Origin of the sequence: Winogradskyella tangerina, assembly GCF_003260205.1 — a bacterium.
GTDB classification, from domain to species: Bacteria; Bacteroidota; Bacteroidia; order Flavobacteriales; family Flavobacteriaceae; genus Winogradskyella; species Winogradskyella tangerina.
Map to the genome: position 1 here is coordinate 339,992 of NZ_QERF01000003.1, position 17,209 is coordinate 357,200.

Sequence of the window (17,209 nt, forward strand, 5' to 3'; positions counted from 1 at the left end):
TTAATTACTGTTTGCGATTGAAGCAATTTTGTTAATTCCATATAATGCAAATACTTGCTTCAATGGTACTTTAGTCTTATGCTTAAAGGCATCTACTTTTTCGTTAATAGTAGATTTTGATTGATTTAGTGATTTGATAATCTCTTTTAACTCCTCAATGAGTTCAGTAGGATCTTTTTTACCATCAATTTCAGTCTGCTTTTCAAATAGGTATTGAAGTTCTTTTTTAGAACCTATTTTTTCAGAGAATCCATTATTTACAATATCAAGAAATAATTCACCATTTGAATGCTTTTTGATAATCGGTTCTAATTTTTCGAACGTATTGTCTCTAACTAAATGAGAAGGATAGCCTTCTCCATTACCGTATTGTATGGAAGTAAACCATTTATTTTTTGAGGTTTTGTCTTTTCCAATTCTGAAATTAGAAAGAGTGACGGTTAGGTTTCCGTCCTTGAAAGAGTGCCATCTACATTTTGCTCCTTTATTTTTAACTGGTGGTGAATCAAATATTTTTGTTGAAAATGTATTTAGATTTTCAATTCCTTCAATTCTAGCCTTTTTCTCAATATTAATTTTATTCGGAATTGGTAAATCCAATTCTTGAAGGACAGTTTTAGCAAATACTTTACTCACAGAGGAACATACAGCATTCCCAACCAAACGCCATTTAGTGTATTCTGAACCTTTAAATTGAAAGGTAATGGGGAAACCCATATAAATTGCGGCTTCTCTCACTGTTGGCAACCGAAACTCTCCATCACCTTTTCTTGGTATTTCTGATTTATAGATTATAGATTCTCTGGAATTTGAAATTTTAGTTGCTGTGATTGTCCTACTTGGCTTATCTTCATTTTCTGGAAATGCCATTTTACCCATGTATGGGTGATTCACTTTCCAATGCCTTGAAAACTTTGCGTCAACTGCATAAATTCCCGTATCATAAAAATGATCTGTAAGTTCTGACTGTCGAATTGAAACGTCAAATTGAGGGTCTTTAATAAAGGAATCATTCATTGAGTCAAATGGAGTAGGAAACATTTTTTTCATTTGACCAATTGTTTTATGCTTTGGTAATGGCACATCCGCCTTGTTGGTGTGAGTATGTTTAGGTTTAATCAATTTTCCTTTGCTCATTATTTCTCCTGAAATAACCCTTTTTCTTGCCTGAAGTGAACCAAAGTCAGCTGAATTGATTACTTCGGTATTTTCCAACAATTTGATAGCAGTTTTATGTGGGCTAATTTTATTTTTTTTTGCCCACTCTTCGAGTTTTAAGTCTTTAAATGTGTATTCTGGTTGTAGGTAACGTTTTGAGTTAACGACATTTTCCATAAACCATGCTTTAAGAACAGAGTCCTTTTTGTGTTTTTTGACCGCAATTATTCTTAAAAAACATTCCGTCAATTGAACACCTAATGATTTGTCAGCTTTACCTGAATTATTAGAACTAGAGAACGAAACGCAAGGTGGAGATCCTAGAATAATATCTGTGTCAGGAAGAGATTCTATTTCTTCAATACTATAAAAATCTAAGATATTTTTGACTTTCGATTTCGTTCCAAAGTTATGATTATAGGTGTCTATAGCAGGTTTCCAATAGTCATATCCCTGAACAATTTTAAAACCCATTTGCCTAAATCCTTCAGAAAAACCACCGGCTCCACAGAAGAAATCAATCACGGTTAATTTTGACATGTTAAGGTTAAATTATTGATATACACAAACTTAATTAATGATTTGGTTATTGCACTACGTAGTTCTACGTATTTTCAAAAGTAAGAAAAACATTACAAATAGTTAAAAATTATTTATTGTATTAATTCATCAACTCCTCAATCTCCTCAGCTTCAATAGGAATATTTCCCATCAAATTAAATGGCTCACCAGATTCCTGAATTACCACATCATCTTCTAATCGAATACCAAAACCTTCATCTGGGATATAGATTCCTGGTTCAACCGTAAATACCATATTGGCTTGCATAGGTTCGTGGAGTAAACCATAATCGTGAGTGTCTAAACCGATATGGTGAGAAGTGCCATGCATAAAGTATTTTTTATACGCTGGCCAATCAGGGTTTTCATTCTGAACATCCGCCTTATCAATCAATCCAAGACCTAACAATTCCGAAGTCATTAGTTTGCCAACTTCAACATGATATTGCTCCCAAAATGTGCCGGGAACTAGCATTTTTGTCGCTTCGTCTTTCACACGGTTAACAGCATTGTAAACTGCTTTTTGTCGATCTGTAAACTTTCCAGAAACCGGAATGGTACGCGTCATATCACTCGAGTAGTTAGCGTATTCAGCACCAACATCCATTAAGATAAGGTCGCCAGCCCTACACTGCTGATTGTTTTCTATGTAGTGAAGTACATTGGCATTATTACCGGCGGCAATAATCGGTGTATATGCAAAACCTTTCGAGCGATGATTTAAAAACTCATGCATATATTCGGCTTCAATATTGTATTCCCAAACCCCTGGTTTTACAAAATCAAGGACACGTCTAAATCCTTTTTCAGTAATATTACAAGCGGTCTGCATAAGCTCTAATTCAATAGGGTCTTTTACTGAACGTAAGCGCTGTAAAATAGGATTGCTCTTTGCTACAGAATGCGCTGGGTATTTATTTTTCAACCATTTGCTGAAGCGATCTTCTCGCGTTTCGGTTTCTACATTAGCTCTGTAATGTTCGTTGGTATTGATGTAAACTGTATCGCATTGGGTCATTAACTCGAACATCACTTTTTCCATATCCTGAAGCCAATACACGGTTTTAATACCAGACGTTTTTAAAGCCGCTTCCTTGGTGAGTTTTTCGCCTTCCCAGATGGCAATATGTTCGTTAGTTTCTTTCAAGAAAAGAATCTCACGATGCTTTTCTTTTGGGCAATCAGGAAACATAACCAATATACTTTCCTCCTGATCAACGCCACTCAAATAAAAGATATCTCTATGCTGTGCAAACGGCAAAGTACTGTCTGCGCTAACGGGATAAATGTCATTTGAATTAAATACCGCCAAACTATTAGGCTTCATTTGAGCCATGAAATTTTTACGGTTTTTGATGAAGAGTTTCGAGTCTATTGGATGGTATTTCATTTGTCAAAAAATTAGAACTATAAAGGTACAAGAATCTGTTAAACTTTGTCGTCAAATTTTGAACTTATAGGGATTAATCAGTAATTTCATGCGACTTAAAACTAACCAAAATGTCGTATTCAAAATTACTCTCGTTTCTATTATGTCTTAGTGTTTCATTTGTGTTTTCACAGCAACCAGCTACCTCTGCTGAAACTGTAAAACAAGCCTTGGAGCAGAAAAGCAAGATGACTGAAACTTCAATTGTAAAGAATGTTCCGTTCAAAAATATTGGCCCAACAATAATGAGCGGTCGTGTTGTTGATCTTGAAGTCAATCCGGAAATGCCTTCAGAATTTTACGTAGGCTACGCATCGGGTGGTGTTTGGCATACTAATAATAATGGAACCACATTTACACCGATTTTAGACAATTCAGACACGCAGAACGTTGGCGATATTGCTGTTCATTGGCCAACTCGAACAATTTATGTAGGTACTGGCGAGAATAATTCATCGCGCTCTTCTTATGCGGGAATAGGTCTTTTGAAGTCTACCAACAATGGCGAAACATGGACCAACATCGGTTTAATGGACGCACATCATTTTGCACCGATATTAATTCACCCTGATAATCCAGATGTGATCACGGTTGGCGTGACTGGGCATTTGTACTCTCCAAATAACGAACGCGGTGTTTACAAGACTACCGATGGTGGTAAGACTTGGAAGCAAACGCTATTTGTTGATAATATGAGTGGCATTATCGATTTACAATCTAGCCCTGATAATTATAATGTGATGTATGCGACTTCTTGGACCAAAGACAGAAAAGCTTGGAACTTTACAGGAAACGGAACTAACTCAGGAATTTATAAAAGTACAGACGCTGGTGAAACATGGACCAAGGTATCTACCGCTAGTAGCGGTTTTCCAACGGGCGATGGTGTAGGTCGAATTGGTATTGCCGTTTTTAATGATGATGTAGTTTATGCAGTACATGATAGCCAATTTAGAAGACCAAGCGAAAAAAGAACAGAAGAAAGACGAGGACTCTCAAAGGACGATTTTAAAACCATGTCTACAGAAGATTTTCTAGCTCTAGATGACAAAAAACTAAATTCATTTTTAAAGACGAATGGCTTTCAGGAAAAATACAGAGCTCAGAATGTGAAACAAATGGTACGCTCCGGAAATGTGAAACCAATTGATCTGGCTAAGTACTTAGAAGATGCCAATTCACTGTTGTTCGATACGCCGGTCATTGGTGCTGAGGTTTATAAAAGTACAAATGGTGGAAAAACCTGGAAGAAAACCCACGACGATTATTTAGACGGTATTTACTTTAGCTATGGCTATTATTTTGGACATATTCATGTATCACCTGCCAATGAAGATCACATTTATATATATGGTGTACCAATTGTAAAATCAAAAGATGGTGGAAAATCTTGGACTTCCATAAGCGCAGAAAATGTTCATGCCGATCACCATGCGCTGTGGATCAATCCAAAAAACCCCAATCATTTAATAGACGGAAATGATGGCGGTGTCAATATCACCTATGATGATGGCAAAAATTGGATTAAAAATAATTCACCTTCAGTAGGTCAGTTCTATGCCATTAATATCGATCATGAAGAACCGTATAATGTCTACGGCGGCCTTCAGGATAATGGGGTTTGGAAAGGCGCCAACAATGCACGCGAAGATAAAAGCTGGCATCAACAAGGGCAATATCCTTGGAAAGCTATAATGGGTGGTGATGGTATGCAGGTTCAGATCGACAATAGAAATACAGATATCGTTTATACTGGTTTTCAATTCGGAAATTATTACCGTTTGAATCTCGAAACAGGCGACAGAAAATATATTCAACCGAAACATACGCTTGGCGAAACACCATACCGATTCAATTGGCAAACACCTATTCTTTTATCGCCTCACAATCAGGATATCTTGTATTTAGGTGGTAATAAATTGATGCGTTCTATGAATCAGGGAAACACTTGGGAAGCCATAAGTGATGATCTTACCAAAGGTGGAAAGAAAGGAAATGTGGCTTATGGTACATTGACTTCAATCAGTGAAAGTCCTTTTCAATTTGGATTAATTTACGCCGGAAGCGATGATGGTTTATTGCATGTAACAAAAAATGCAGGTGGAAGTTGGACAAACATTTCTAACACATTTCCGAAAGATCTATGGGTAAGTCGAGTTGTAGCTTCCAAACATAAAAAGGAACGTGTTTATGCTACATTGAATGGTTATCGCTGGGATGACTTCAAAGTCTATGCTTATATGAGTGATGATTATGGGCAAACCTGGAAATCGATCAGTGGAAATATTCCGGCATCACCTGTGAATGTCATTACTGAAGATTCTGAAAATGAAAACATTCTCTATCTAGGAACTGATAATGGCGCTTATGTATCTTTCGATATGGGTAATTCTTGGGAGATTTTTTCAAACGGATTGCCGAATGTTGCGGTTCATGATATTGTGGTTCAACCTAAGGCAAAGGACCTATTATTAGGAACGCACGGGCGAAGTATTTACAAAGCAAATATTGCTCCGCTTCAAATGATGAATGCTGATATGAATACTTCTGCCGTTTCAATTTTCGAGCTAAGTCCTGTGCGCTATTCGAGCCGTTGGGGAAGTGCTTGGAGCAAGTGGTTAGATGCGTATGAACCAAATAAAACCATTCAGTTTTACAGTAATTCTTCAGGAGAAAAAACCATAAAGGTTTTGTCAGAAAAGGGCGCAGAATTACAAAGCATGAAAGTTAATGTTGATAAAGGATTCAACTATGTGGATTATAATTTAGAGCTTTCAGAAAAAGGTCGAAAAGCCCTCATGAAAGAAAATACAAGTATCGATATCAACAAGGCGAGTAACGGAAAATATTATTTGCCTAAAGGCGTTTATACTATACAAATTGGCGATGCAAAAAAGGAGCTAAATATAAAATAACAGCTTTTAACCTAAATCAACAACTATGAAAAAACTTATCCTACTAACTTGTGTTTTGGCAGTATCGATGTCTTGTACTGACGATAATAATGATAATCCATCCGCGGAACCAAACCTGATTATTAAACTCAATTTTGATCCTAACCAACAACGCTTAGATAATTTGGGTCAGCCCGCAGTTATTCCTGTTGGAAATGCTGCACAGACGCCAACGATTCGCAGAATGAGTGCTAATTACATTGAATTGGCTCCATCGGCAACGACGCTTTTAGGAGATGGTGAAATTATTTATGAAGGTCCTGAAACCACTGCAGGCGGCGAAATGGCCATAGATTTTCAGCAATCAATTTTTGGTGGAAACGGCGATGTGTTTCTGAGCATTCCATTAAGTGAAGTTACTGCTGGCACATATAATTGGGTAAGGGTGTCATTAGCCTATCAGGAAGGCGACATTCAGATATTGACGGACAATGTAGGCGAGATTTCTGGTCGACTAGCCAGTTTTGTTGGCTATAATAATTACATCACTTCGTTTGATCTCAATGGAAGTACGATCAATGTGAACGATGACAAGCTACAAGGATTTTGGGCATTTGAAGCCTTAGGTTTTACCTCAACAGGTCAAGCACCTGAAGGCGCAACAACAGTCCCTAATCCTTTGTTCAATACGTCACCTGTACCACAGGGATCTTGTGTTGTAACTGGTCAGTTTACAAATGCCTTTACCATTAATGGCAACGAAACTGAGGACGTTACGGTGACTTTATCTTTTTCAATAAATAATAGTTTCGAATGGACCGAAGTCAACGCAGATGGAAAGTATGAACCTACCGCAGGAGAGGAAGTCGTAGACATGGGATTAAGAGGTCTGATTCCGAGTTTTTCTAACTAAATATTTTGCATTCATTTTACATTTTTTTGACATCTTTTGAATCGAATTAGACTAGTTTGGCTGAAAACTTAGTTGTTAAAAATACTATAATACTTTTTGTGCGTTTAGTTTTATAAGGATATTTACAAAGCACAACTAATCCATCAATCAAATCATGCCGAGGTATTTTCTTATCTTTTTTCTTTTCATTTTTAGTTTCAGTTTTAGTCAAACCAATATCACAGACCAAGTCAGTATTTTTTTAGACTGTAGAGTTTGCGACAGCGAATTTTTACGTCAGAATTTAGGGAACACTCAATTTGTTAGAGACCAATTTTTAGGTGATGTACATGTCTTTGTAGTTACGCAAAGAAATGGTGCGGGCGGCAGAAGTTATGAGATGGAATTCATAGGGAAAAAGGAATTTGAAGCGATAAGCTATAAGCTTACTTTTTCTACTGATGCTAACATGACCAGAGATGAAGAACGTAAACGCGTTCTTGAATATCTCAAACTAGGATTGGTGAGATATTGGATCGCCAATGGCACTATCGATGACGTGAAGGTAAGTGTGCCTGTCCCAAATGCCGAAGAAGAGGAGGTTGAAGAGGATGACCCATGGGATTATTGGTTATTTCAAGTTGGTGCCGGCGGATTTTTTGACGGACAAGAACAAAGCCGATTCAGCAATATCAATGTGAATTTCTCTGCACGACGTGTAACTGAAAAGAATAAATTTTCGCTTCGTGCGCGGTTCAGTGAAAGTCGAAATATATTCGAGTTTGAAGGTGAAGAGATCGTTGGAATTAACGACCGTAAATTTTTAAATGTCAGTGATATTTTGAGTATCAATGATCACTGGTCTTATGGATTTTTTGGAAGTATTGGCTCTTCAACATTTAATAATACCGATCTGCAATGGACATTCAGACCGGCTTTAGAATATAGTTTTTTCAAATACGAAGATTCAGCTAAAAAACAATTGACCATCTCCTATAGAAATGGTGTTCGGTTTAATGAATATATCGAAAGAACCGTGTTCAATAAAACAGAAGAATATTTATGGGAACACGGTGTGCAAGTTGGGGGTAGAATTAACCAAGAATGGGGAAATTTCAACGCTGAAGTTTCCTATAACCAATTTCTCAACGAAGAGAATTTATACGCTATCAACTTTTTTATAGGCACTAGAATACGCTTGTTCAAAGGGTTCAACTTTAATGTAAGCGGCAGTTATTCCATTACCAGAAACCAGATAAACCTTCCTGGTGGTGACTTATCACTTGAAGAATTATTATTACAGCAACAACAATTACAATCGGGTTACAATTACTTCGTAAACGTAGGCTTTAGTTATGCCTTTGGGTCAATTTATAATACGATAGTAAATCCAAGGTTTGATTTCTAATTAAAACCATTCTAAATAAATAATTATGACAACCGTCAGTTGTTATTACGTGCTTTGTAGTGTATTTTTGCAAGACTAAACAAAAAGATTAGATCTACAATGAGCGGAATTCTGAATTCTTCGATTGGAAGAAAGTTTGCCATGGCACTTTCGGCACTCTTCCTAATGATTTTTCTAGTAATGCATGTTTCCATAAATTTTACTTCAGTTTTTAGTGAAGAACTGTTTAACAATTTATCCCATTTTATGGGCACGAATCCTTTGATTCAAGGTGTTATGCAACCAATATTGATTATTGGAGTTATTTTTCACTTTGTGATGGGCTTTGTACTAGAAGCCAAAAACAAAGCGTCTAGAGGTGTTAAATATGCTAGTAACTCGGCAAAAGACAATTCAACCTGGATGTCTAGAAATATGTTATTAACCGGCGTGGTTGTGTTGGCCTTTTTAGGTTTACACATGTACGATTTCTGGGTACACGAAATGACCGTAAAGTATGTTGAGGGCGATATGAGTGGTTTAATAGACCCTAACAATGCCGATTCTGGATTTAGATATTACGAAGAACTTCGTGAAAAGTTTGTTAGTCCGGTAAGAGTAGGAATCTATGTAGTAGCTTTTGTGTTATTAGCACTTCACTTATTACACGGGTTCAATTCATCTTTCCAATCGATAGGTGCCAATAATAAATACGTTAAAAGCCTCAAAGGTTTTAGCAAAGTTTATTCAATCGGAATCCCTGCGTTGTTTATTTTCATTGCAGTCTTCCATCACTTTACCCATTAAAAAAAGATCACTATGTCAATATTAGATTCTAAAATACCAGAAGGTCCTTTAGCGGACAAGTGGACAAAACATAAAAACGATATTAACCTCGTTAACCCAGCCAACAAAAGATTGATAGATATTATCATCGTTGGTACTGGTTTGGCCGGTGGTTCGGCTGCTGCAACACTTGCAGAATTAGGGTATAACGTAAAAGCATTTTGTTTTCAGGATTCACCAAGACGCGCACACTCTATTGCCGCACAAGGTGGTATTAATGCTGCAAAAAATTATCAAGGTGATGGTGATTCAACCTACAGATTATTCTATGATACTGTAAAGGGAGGCGATTACCGCTCACGCGAAGCTAATGTTTATCGTTTAGCTGAAGTGTCAACAAATATCATTGACCAATGTGTTGCTCAAGGCGTACCATTTGCAAGAGAGTACGGAGGATTACTAGATAACCGTTCTTTTGGAGGTGTTTTAGTTTCAAGAACTTTCTACGCGAAGGGTCAAACAGGTCAGCAATTATTATTGGGTGCCTACGCAGCAATGAACCGTCAGATCGGTCGCGGAAAAATCAAAATGTATACCCGTCATGAAATGCTAGACGTCGTTATTGTCGACGGAAAAGCTCGAGGTATCATTGCACGTAATTTGGTAACCGGAGAAATTGAGCGTCACTCAGCTCACGCAGTTGTACTAGGAACAGGTGGTTACGGAAACGCATTCTACCTTTCTACCTACGCAATGGGTTCTAACGTTACTGCCGCATGGAAAGCACACAAACGTGGAGCTTTCTTTGCAAATCCATGTTACACACAAATTCATCCAACATGTATCCCAGTTTCAGGAGATCATCAGTCTAAATTAACTCTGATGTCAGAGTCCTTAAGAAACGACGGTCGCATTTGGGTACCAAAACATAAGAAAGATGTTGAAGCTATTCGAAATGGTAGCTTAAAACCAACAGATCTTGCTGAAGAAGATCGCGATTATTACTTAGAGCGTCGTTACCCTGCGTTTGGTAACTTGGTTCCAAGAGACGTGGCATCAAGAGCGGCAAAAGAGCGTTGCGATGCAGGTTATGGTGTTAACCAAACAGGCGAAGCGGTGTATCTAGATTTTGCCTCTGCAATTGAGCGCTATGGTAAAGAGCAAGCCTATGTTAAGGGTCTCGATACGGAGGACATGAAAGTAGTGACCGATTTAGGTAAAAAAGTAGTGGAGAATAAATATGGAAACCTTTTCCAGATGTATGAAAAGATCGTGGATCAGAATCCATACGAAACGCCGATGATGATTTATCCTGCTGTACATTACACCATGGGTGGTCTTTGGGTTGATTATAACTTAATGACAACTGTACCTGGTTTATATGCTATTGGTGAAGCAAACTTTTCAGATCATGGCGCTAACCGTCTAGGAGCGTCAGCATTAATGCAAGGTTTAGCAGATGGATATTTTGTGTTGCCTTATACGATAGGTGATTACTTAGCACACGATATTAGAACCGGACCAATTTCAACAGAGACCAAAGAATTTGATGAGGCCGAGAAAAATGTAAGAGATTCAATTGATAAACTCATCAACAACAAAGGGACGAAATCTGTAGACCATTTCCATAAGCGATTAGGTAAGATCATGTGGAATAAATGCGGAATGGCAAGAAATGAAAAAGAACTTAAGGAAGCCATCAAGGAAATTGCTGAATTAAGAGAAGAATTCTATAAGGATGTATTTGTTCCTGGTGAACAAAATGAATACAATGAAGAATTGGCCAAAGCAGGACGCGTCGCTGATTTCTTAGAGCTCGGCGAACTATTTGCTAAAGATGCCTTAGAACGAAATGAATCGGCTGGTGGTCACTTTAGAGAGGAGTACCAAACTGAAGGTGGTGAGGCGCTTAGAGTAAAAGAATATCAATACGTTTCTGCTTGGGAGTATAAGGGCCAACCAAGTGATGCAGTGCATCATAAGGAGCCTTTAGAATATGAAAATATTGAAGTGAAAGAGAGAAGTTACAAATAAAAAAGCTATGATGAATTTAACATTAAAAATATGGCGTCAGAAAGACGCTAACGATAAAGGAAAGATTGTTGACTATCCGGTGAGCAATATTTCCCCAGATATGTCATTTTTAGAAATGCTAGATGTACTTAATCAGGAGCTCATTGAAAAAGGCGAATCGCCAGTGGCTTTTGATCATGATTGTAGAGAAGGCATCTGCGGAACATGTTCGCTATACATTAACGGTAGAGCTCATGGTCCTCAGACTAAAATTACAGCATGTCAGTTACACATGCGTAGTTTCAAAGATGGCGATACTATTTATATAGAACCATGGAGAGCAAAGGCATTTCCAGTTGTAAAAGATCTGATTGTAGATCGTTCGTCATTCGACCGTATCCAACAAGCAGGTGGTTTTATTTCCGTGAATACCTCGGGTAATACACAAGATGCTAATGCCATTCCAATCGAAAAGGAAAATGCAGACAAGGCATTCGATGCAGCAACATGTATTGGTTGTGGTGCTTGTGTTGCAAGTTGTAAAAACTCTTCGGCGATGCTGTTTGTATCAGCGAAAGTATCGCAGTTTGCATTATTACCACAAGGACAAGTAGAAGCTACGAGCCGTGTTTTAAATATGGTGAAGCAAATGGATGAAGAAGGCTTCGGAAACTGTACCAATACCGGTGCCTGTGAAGTAGAGTGTCCTAAAGGTATTTCTTTGGAAAATATCGCGAGAATGAATCGTGAATATTTAGCGGCGAGTTTAAAAGGCTAAATATCCAGAATATAGTTTTTGAAAATCCTAGGCTATGCTTAGGATTTTTGTTTTATTTGAAAACAAATCCCTAACATGAAAAAATACTATTTAATCCTGTTTCTTACAGCGATCTCTTTGTCGGGTTGTGCACAAGAACCATCCAAGGAAGCTTATAAGTTTGATAGCGATAAGCTGCTTGAACGCTGCGAAATATTAAGTTCAGATAAATACGGTGGTCGTGAAACCGAGAAAAGCGGAAATGATTCTGCACGAGCTTATATAATAAATGAGTTTAAGAAAATTGGTGTAACGGGCTACGATGGTAATTTTGAACAACCATTTTCGTTTAGCTCAAGAAATAAAATGATTAATGGGGTTAATATTTTAGGCGAAATTAAAGGGAGTGAACATCCCGATAAATACATTGTTGTAAGTGCACATTACGATCATGTGGGTACAAGAAATGATATTATTTATAATGGTGCTGACGATAATGCATCAGGTGTATCTGCCTTACTAAGTTTTGCCGAATACCTTAAAGCAAATCCACCGAAACATTCTGTTTTATTTGCTGCTTTTGATGCGGAAGAAATGGGTCTTCAAGGGGCCAAGTATTTTGTGAAAACCATAGAAAAAGAAAAGGTTCTTCTTAATATTAATATGGATATGATAAGTCGTAGTCCTAAGAACGAATTATATGTTGTAGGCGGAAGATATCATCAACCCTTGGAAAATATCATCGCAGAATTTGACAACCCTACATCAACCAAACTTCTAGTAGGACACGATGGATCTGATGGTAAACAAGACTGGACCTGGTCTTCAGATCACGGTCCGTTTTATCAAAAAGGAATCCCCTTTTTATATTTTGGTAACGAGGATCATAAAGACTATCATAAACCCTCCGACGATTTTGATAAGATTACACTGCAATTCTATAAAAATGCAGTAGAAATTATTTTATCTATCTTACTGCAGATTGATGAAATTGGTGTTTAATTCTTATGCACAACCCAAAGAAATTCTATAAAGAGCTAGTAACTTATAATAAAACAGAGGCCAAACGTATTTACAAGCAGATGGGCCTGCTCAGTGTTATACGCCTTGCGGTATTTGCCTTAACAACATTTGGTATTTATTTAAGCATTTCAAATTGGAAAATTGTTATACCCATTGCGGTTGTTGGTATCACCCTTTTTCTTTTGTTACTTTCGAGATATACCGATTTAAAAGCTAAAAGAGCACTTCACAAACGCTTGGTAAGAATTAATAAAGATGAACTGAAAATTGCATCAGGTGATTTTCATGATAGAGCAGATGGATTAGAATTTCAAAACGCTAAGCATGCTTTTAGTTTAGATATTGATCTGTTCGGGCGAGGTTCCTTCTTTCAATTTATAAACCGAACTTCAATAAAAGAAGGCACACAAACCTTAGCAGAACATTTACTTGCAAATAATATTTCTAATATAGAGGACAGGCAAGAAGCAATAAAAGAACTCTCAGCCCTTCCGAAGTGGAGACAACAATATGCAGGAATTGCCCAAGGTGTGGATATTCAATATTCAGCACAGTCAATTATTAGCTGGCTGAAAAACTATACACCCTTTTTAAATAGAACGATGTATTGGATAACCATTGGCTTTACCATTGCTTCTGTTGCTTTAATTGTATTAGGAATTCTTGAAATTCTGCCTATCGATTATGCGGGTTATTGGTTGTTATTTGGACTTGCAATTACTGGGCGATTTTTGAAATCCATAAATAAAGTTGCAGAGAATACAGGGAAGGCTAAGGATACCTTCAGGCAATATGCGCTACTGTTGGAGCAAATCGAAAATCAACAATTTAATTCAAAACTCCTCAAAACACAACAAGAGAAGATTCAGTCTGAAGGCATTAAGGCATCTGCTATTTTTTCAAAATTCTCAAAGGCATTAGATGCTTTAGATAACAGGAATAATTTAATCTCGGCGATTTTTGGTAATGGCTATTCGCTTTGGGATATACGACAAACTTTCCATATCGAACAGTGGATTGAGCAGTATGCAGATAAAGTTGAAGACTGGTTTGAAGTGGTTACTTTTTTTGATGCTTATAATAGTTTTGGCAACTATGCCTACAATCATCATGGTTTTAGTTACCCTGAGATTACTGATCAACATGAAACCATAAAGGCAACTGCTCTTGGACATCCTTTACTTAAATCAGAGAAACGTATTACTAGTGATGTAATTTTGAATGAAGAACAATTCTTTATTGTAACTGGTGCTAATATGGCTGGAAAAAGTACCTTTTTAAGAACCGTCGGGCTCCATATTGTCATGGCCAATGTAGGATTGCCAGTTTGTGCAGAAGAGAGCCGATATAAGCCAATAAAGTTGATCACAAGTATGCGCACTACAGATTCACTCACCGATGACAGCTCGTACTTTTTTTCTGAATTGACCCGTTTGAAATTTATAGTTGATACCATTGAAAACCACAATAATTATTTTGTGATTTTAGACGAAATATTGAAAGGCACCAACAGCACAGATAAAGCTATTGGTTCTAAGAAATTTGTTGAGCGATTAGTAAATTTAAAGGCCACAGGAATAATTGCAACCCACGATCTTAGTTTAACGGAGATCGCCTCTGAATTAGACGCAGTAGAGAACTACTTTTTTGATGCACAGATCGTCAATGATGAACTCTATTTTGATTATAAGTTGAAGCAAGGTGTTTGCCAAAACATGAATGCTAGTTTCTTATTAAAAAAGATGCGAATAGTAGATCAATAAAAAACCCTTTCTATTTTTAGAAAGGGCTAATATCTTAAGAAGTTCTGTGTCTTAAGCCTCAAACGGCGCTATAGAAACATACGACTTATTGTCTTTCTTCTTAGTAAATTGTACAATACCATCAACTTTAGCATGTAAAGTGTGGTCTTTGCCTTGGTATACATTTTCACCTGGGTGATGCGTATTACCACGTTGTCTTACGATGATGTTCCCAGCAACTGCAGCTTGTCCACCAAAAATCTTAACACCTAAGCGTTTCGATTCTGATTCTCTACCGTTTTTAGAACTACCAACTCCTTTTTTATGAGCCATTGTCTTTAGGTTTTAATGTTAATATTTTAGCTTAAAGCAGCAATAAGGTCGGCTTTCTTCATTGAAGAAATTCCTTCGATTCCTTTAGCCTTTGCCATCTCTTTTAATTGAGCTACTGTAAATTTACTTAAGTCTTGAGTTCCCTCTTCAACTTTTGCAGCTGGCTTGGCTTCTGCTTTTGGTGCTTCTTTTTTCGTTGTGTCAGCTTTAGCTTTAGCGCTAGCTGATTCTTTTTTTGCAGCAGCTTTATCATCTTTAGCTTTAGCCGTAGTTGATTTTTTAGCTCCTGATGCTGTGATGCCTTCAATAACGATTTCAGTTAAAGGTTGTCTGTGTCCGTTTTTCACACGGTAACCTTTACGTCTTTTCTTTTTGAAAACGATCACCTTATCACCTTTAAGGTGCTTTAAGACTTTTGCACTAACTTGTGCTCCGTCTATAGCTGGGGCGCCTAAAGTAACATCGTTACCATTTCCTATTAGAAGAACATTATCGAAATTTACTTTCTTACCTTCTTCAGTAGATAAACGGTTAACAAAAACTTTCTGGTCTTTCTCAACTTTAAATTGATGCCCTGCTATCTCTACAATTGCGTACATAGCGTAACGTTTTTATTAATTTGTTTATTAATCAAAATTGCTTTTCTCTGAAAGCGGATGCAAATATACTCCTAAATTCCTAATCTACAAACGATTTTGGGCTTTTCGGCAAGTATATTGCATAATTAAAGTTTTGTGATGTGTGGAATAAACTAAATAATGGAGTTTTTACATCTTATTATGATAAAAAAGAGCAATCATTCCTTATTTTTGCTAGACTTTGTGTAACAATTCGCACAAAGGGTAGTCAAACACTAGAACAATTTTAATTTAAACACATTTAATAATGAAAAAAAGCTTATTCGCTATGGCACTCTTGTTGTTCATTGGTAGCTATTCCAATGCACAGCAAGTAGAATTTGAAGAATATGATTTGAATAACGGATTGCACGTTATTCTGCATCAGGATAATTCGGCACCGGTGGTTACAGTTGGCGTCATGTATGATGTTGGAGGTAAAGACTTAGGTGGAAGTCCTGAAACTGGTTTAAGAACCGGATTTGCTCATTTCTTTGAGCATCTTTTATTTGAAGGAACAAAAAATATTAACCGTGGAGAATGGTTCGAGATTGTGTCTTCAAACGGTGGAAGCAACAATGCTAACACATCGCAAGACAGAACTTATTATTACGAAGTATTCCCCTCTAACAACCTAGAATTAGGGTTGTGGATGGAATCTGAGCGTATGCTTCACCCAGTAATTGATCAGGTTGGCGTAGATACTCAGAATGAAGTTGTAAAGGAAGAAAAGCGTCTTCGTTATGACAACTCACCTTACGGACAGATTTTATTCGCTATAAATGAGGCCTTGTTCGACAAGCATCCTTATAAGTTTAAGAATATTGGTGAAATGGAAGACTTAGATGCGTCTACACTTGCAGAATTTCAGGCATATTTTAAAAAATGGTATGTACCAAATAATGCCACTTTAGTAGTAACTGGTGATATGGATGTTGAAGAAACTAAGGCTATGATCGAATCTTATTTCGGAGAAATTCCGAAAGGAGAAAAACCAGTGCGTGTAGTTCCTAAAGAAGATCCTATCACCGAGACTATTAAAACAAAATACTACGATCCAAATATTCAAATACCAGCTATTATCGCAGCATATAGAACACCTGGTTATGGTACAAGAGATTCATATATTTTAAATATGGTGTCTTCGTATTTAAGTGGTGGTAAGAGTTCTGTTTTATATAAGAAATTAGTAGATGAGCAAAAACAAGCTCTAGCGGTTCAGGCTGTAAATATTGGGCAAAGAGACTATGGTGTTTATGCGTTATTCGGATTACCACTAGGTGACGTGTCTCTCGCGACACTTTTAGCCGAAATGGATGAAGAAATCGTAAAAATGCAAAATGAATTGATTTCTGAACGCGATTACGAAAAACTTCAAAATCAGTTTGAAAATCAATTTGTGAATTCAAACTCAAGCATGCAAGGTATTGCTAGTTCATTGGCAACGTATCAAATGCTTTACGGCGATGTAAATCTCATCAACAACGAAATAGAAATATATCGTTCAATTACTAGAGAAGAAATTCAGGCTGCGGTGAAGAAATATCTTAATCCTAACCAACGTGTTGAATTAGAGTATTTACCAAAAAAGAATGAGCAATAAAATCAAATGAAAAG

General features: G+C 37.0%; 13 protein-coding genes. 9 read left to right on the forward strand and 4 right to left on the reverse strand.

Going from position 1 to position 17,209, the window contains the following annotated elements; translation table 11 throughout:
- A complete protein-coding gene (locus DDY94_RS07065) occupies nucleotides 1–1,683 on the reverse strand; it encodes a DNA cytosine methyltransferase (protein ID WP_232817835.1) in 1,683 nt (560 codons plus the stop codon).
- Between the two features lie 136 nt (nucleotides 1,684–1,819).
- Entirely contained in the window at nucleotides 1,820–3,109 is a 1,290-nt protein-coding gene (locus DDY94_RS07070) for an aminopeptidase P family protein (protein WP_111683342.1), read from the reverse strand.
- A 110-nt stretch (nucleotides 3,110–3,219) separates the two neighbouring features.
- On the opposite strand from DDY94_RS07070, the gene DDY94_RS07075 reads away from it, so the two are divergent.
- The 8 genes from DDY94_RS07075 (at nucleotide 3,220) to DDY94_RS07110 (ending at nucleotide 14,663) form a co-directional block, all read left to right on the forward strand.
- On the forward strand, nucleotides 3,220–6,063 hold the full coding sequence (locus DDY94_RS07075; protein WP_111683343.1) for a WD40/YVTN/BNR-like repeat-containing protein: 2,844 nt from the start codon (nucleotides 3,220–3,222) through the stop codon (nucleotides 6,061–6,063).
- Between the two features lie 25 nt (nucleotides 6,064–6,088).
- On the forward strand, nucleotides 6,089–6,955 hold the full coding sequence (locus tag DDY94_RS07080) for a hypothetical protein (protein WP_111683344.1): 867 nt from the start codon (nucleotides 6,089–6,091) through the stop codon (nucleotides 6,953–6,955).
- Between the two features lie 154 nt (nucleotides 6,956–7,109).
- Nucleotides 7,110–8,342, forward strand: a complete 1,233-nt coding sequence (locus DDY94_RS07085) for a hypothetical protein (RefSeq protein WP_111683345.1) — start codon at nucleotides 7,110–7,112, stop codon at nucleotides 8,340–8,342.
- 99 nt (nucleotides 8,343–8,441) lie between these two features.
- A complete protein-coding gene (locus DDY94_RS07090) occupies nucleotides 8,442–9,128 on the forward strand; it encodes a succinate dehydrogenase cytochrome b subunit (protein ID WP_111683346.1) in 687 nt (228 codons plus the stop codon).
- Nucleotides 9,129–9,140: 12 nt separating this feature from the next.
- On the forward strand, nucleotides 9,141–11,141 hold the full coding sequence (locus tag DDY94_RS07095) for a fumarate reductase/succinate dehydrogenase flavoprotein subunit (RefSeq protein ID WP_111683347.1): 2,001 nt from the start codon (nucleotides 9,141–9,143) through the stop codon (nucleotides 11,139–11,141).
- 10 nt (nucleotides 11,142–11,151) lie between these two features.
- The gene (locus tag DDY94_RS07100) at nucleotides 11,152–11,898 is read left to right on the forward strand and encodes a succinate dehydrogenase/fumarate reductase iron-sulfur subunit (protein WP_111683348.1); all 747 of its coding nucleotides are present in this window, start codon (nucleotides 11,152–11,154) and stop codon (nucleotides 11,896–11,898) included.
- A 75-nt stretch (nucleotides 11,899–11,973) separates the two neighbouring features.
- Nucleotides 11,974–12,879, forward strand: a complete 906-nt coding sequence (locus DDY94_RS07105) for a M20/M25/M40 family metallo-hydrolase (RefSeq protein WP_111683349.1) — start codon at nucleotides 11,974–11,976, stop codon at nucleotides 12,877–12,879.
- 5 nt (nucleotides 12,880–12,884) lie between these two features.
- Nucleotides 12,885–14,663, forward strand: coding sequence for a MutS-related protein (locus DDY94_RS07110; RefSeq protein WP_111683350.1), 1,779 nt, complete (start codon nucleotides 12,885–12,887; stop codon nucleotides 14,661–14,663).
- Nucleotides 14,664–14,714: 51 nt separating this feature from the next.
- On the opposite strand, the gene rpmA is transcribed toward DDY94_RS07110, so the two are convergent.
- A complete protein-coding gene (gene rpmA, locus DDY94_RS07115; protein ID WP_076618949.1) occupies nucleotides 14,715–14,975 on the reverse strand; it encodes a 50S ribosomal protein L27 in 261 nt (86 codons plus the stop codon).
- Nucleotides 14,976–15,001: 26 nt separating this feature from the next.
- Complete coding sequence (gene rplU / locus DDY94_RS07120; RefSeq protein WP_111683351.1) at nucleotides 15,002–15,574, reverse strand: 50S ribosomal protein L21; 573 nt, start codon at nucleotides 15,572–15,574, stop codon at nucleotides 15,002–15,004.
- 286 nt (nucleotides 15,575–15,860) lie between these two features.
- Between rplU and DDY94_RS07125 the strand changes: the two genes are divergently transcribed.
- The gene (locus DDY94_RS07125; protein ID WP_111683352.1) at nucleotides 15,861–17,195 is read left to right on the forward strand and encodes a M16 family metallopeptidase; all 1,335 of its coding nucleotides are present in this window, start codon (nucleotides 15,861–15,863) and stop codon (nucleotides 17,193–17,195) included.
- Nucleotides 17,196–17,209 lie beyond the last annotated feature (14 nt).

What these genes read in the sequence shown, in the direction of transcription:
- DDY94_RS07100 (WP_111683348.1), top strand. Translation starts at nt 11,152, where the DNA reads ATGAATTTAACATTAAAAATATGGCGTCAGAAAGACGCTAACGATAAA.
- rplU (WP_111683351.1), bottom strand. Translation starts at nt 15,574, where the DNA reads ATGTACGCAATTGTAGAGATAGCAGGGCATCAATTTAAAGTTGAGAAA.
- DDY94_RS07070 (WP_111683342.1), bottom strand. Translation starts at nt 3,109, where the DNA reads ATGAAATACCATCCAATAGACTCGAAACTCTTCATCAAAAACCGTAAA.
- DDY94_RS07075 (WP_111683343.1), top strand. Translation starts at nt 3,220, where the DNA reads ATGTCGTATTCAAAATTACTCTCGTTTCTATTATGTCTTAGTGTTTCA.
- DDY94_RS07090 (WP_111683346.1), top strand. Translation starts at nt 8,442, where the DNA reads ATGAGCGGAATTCTGAATTCTTCGATTGGAAGAAAGTTTGCCATGGCA.
- rpmA (WP_076618949.1), bottom strand. Translation starts at nt 14,975, where the DNA reads ATGGCTCATAAAAAAGGAGTTGGTAGTTCTAAAAACGGTAGAGAATCA.
- DDY94_RS07105 (WP_111683349.1), top strand. Translation starts at nt 11,974, where the DNA reads ATGAAAAAATACTATTTAATCCTGTTTCTTACAGCGATCTCTTTGTCG.
- DDY94_RS07125 (WP_111683352.1), top strand. Translation starts at nt 15,861, where the DNA reads ATGAAAAAAAGCTTATTCGCTATGGCACTCTTGTTGTTCATTGGTAGC.
- DDY94_RS07110 (WP_111683350.1), top strand. Translation starts at nt 12,885, where the DNA reads ATGCACAACCCAAAGAAATTCTATAAAGAGCTAGTAACTTATAATAAA.
- DDY94_RS07095 (WP_111683347.1), top strand. Translation starts at nt 9,141, where the DNA reads ATGTCAATATTAGATTCTAAAATACCAGAAGGTCCTTTAGCGGACAAG.
- DDY94_RS07080 (WP_111683344.1), top strand. Translation starts at nt 6,089, where the DNA reads ATGAAAAAACTTATCCTACTAACTTGTGTTTTGGCAGTATCGATGTCT.
- DDY94_RS07085 (WP_111683345.1), top strand. Translation starts at nt 7,110, where the DNA reads ATGCCGAGGTATTTTCTTATCTTTTTTCTTTTCATTTTTAGTTTCAGT.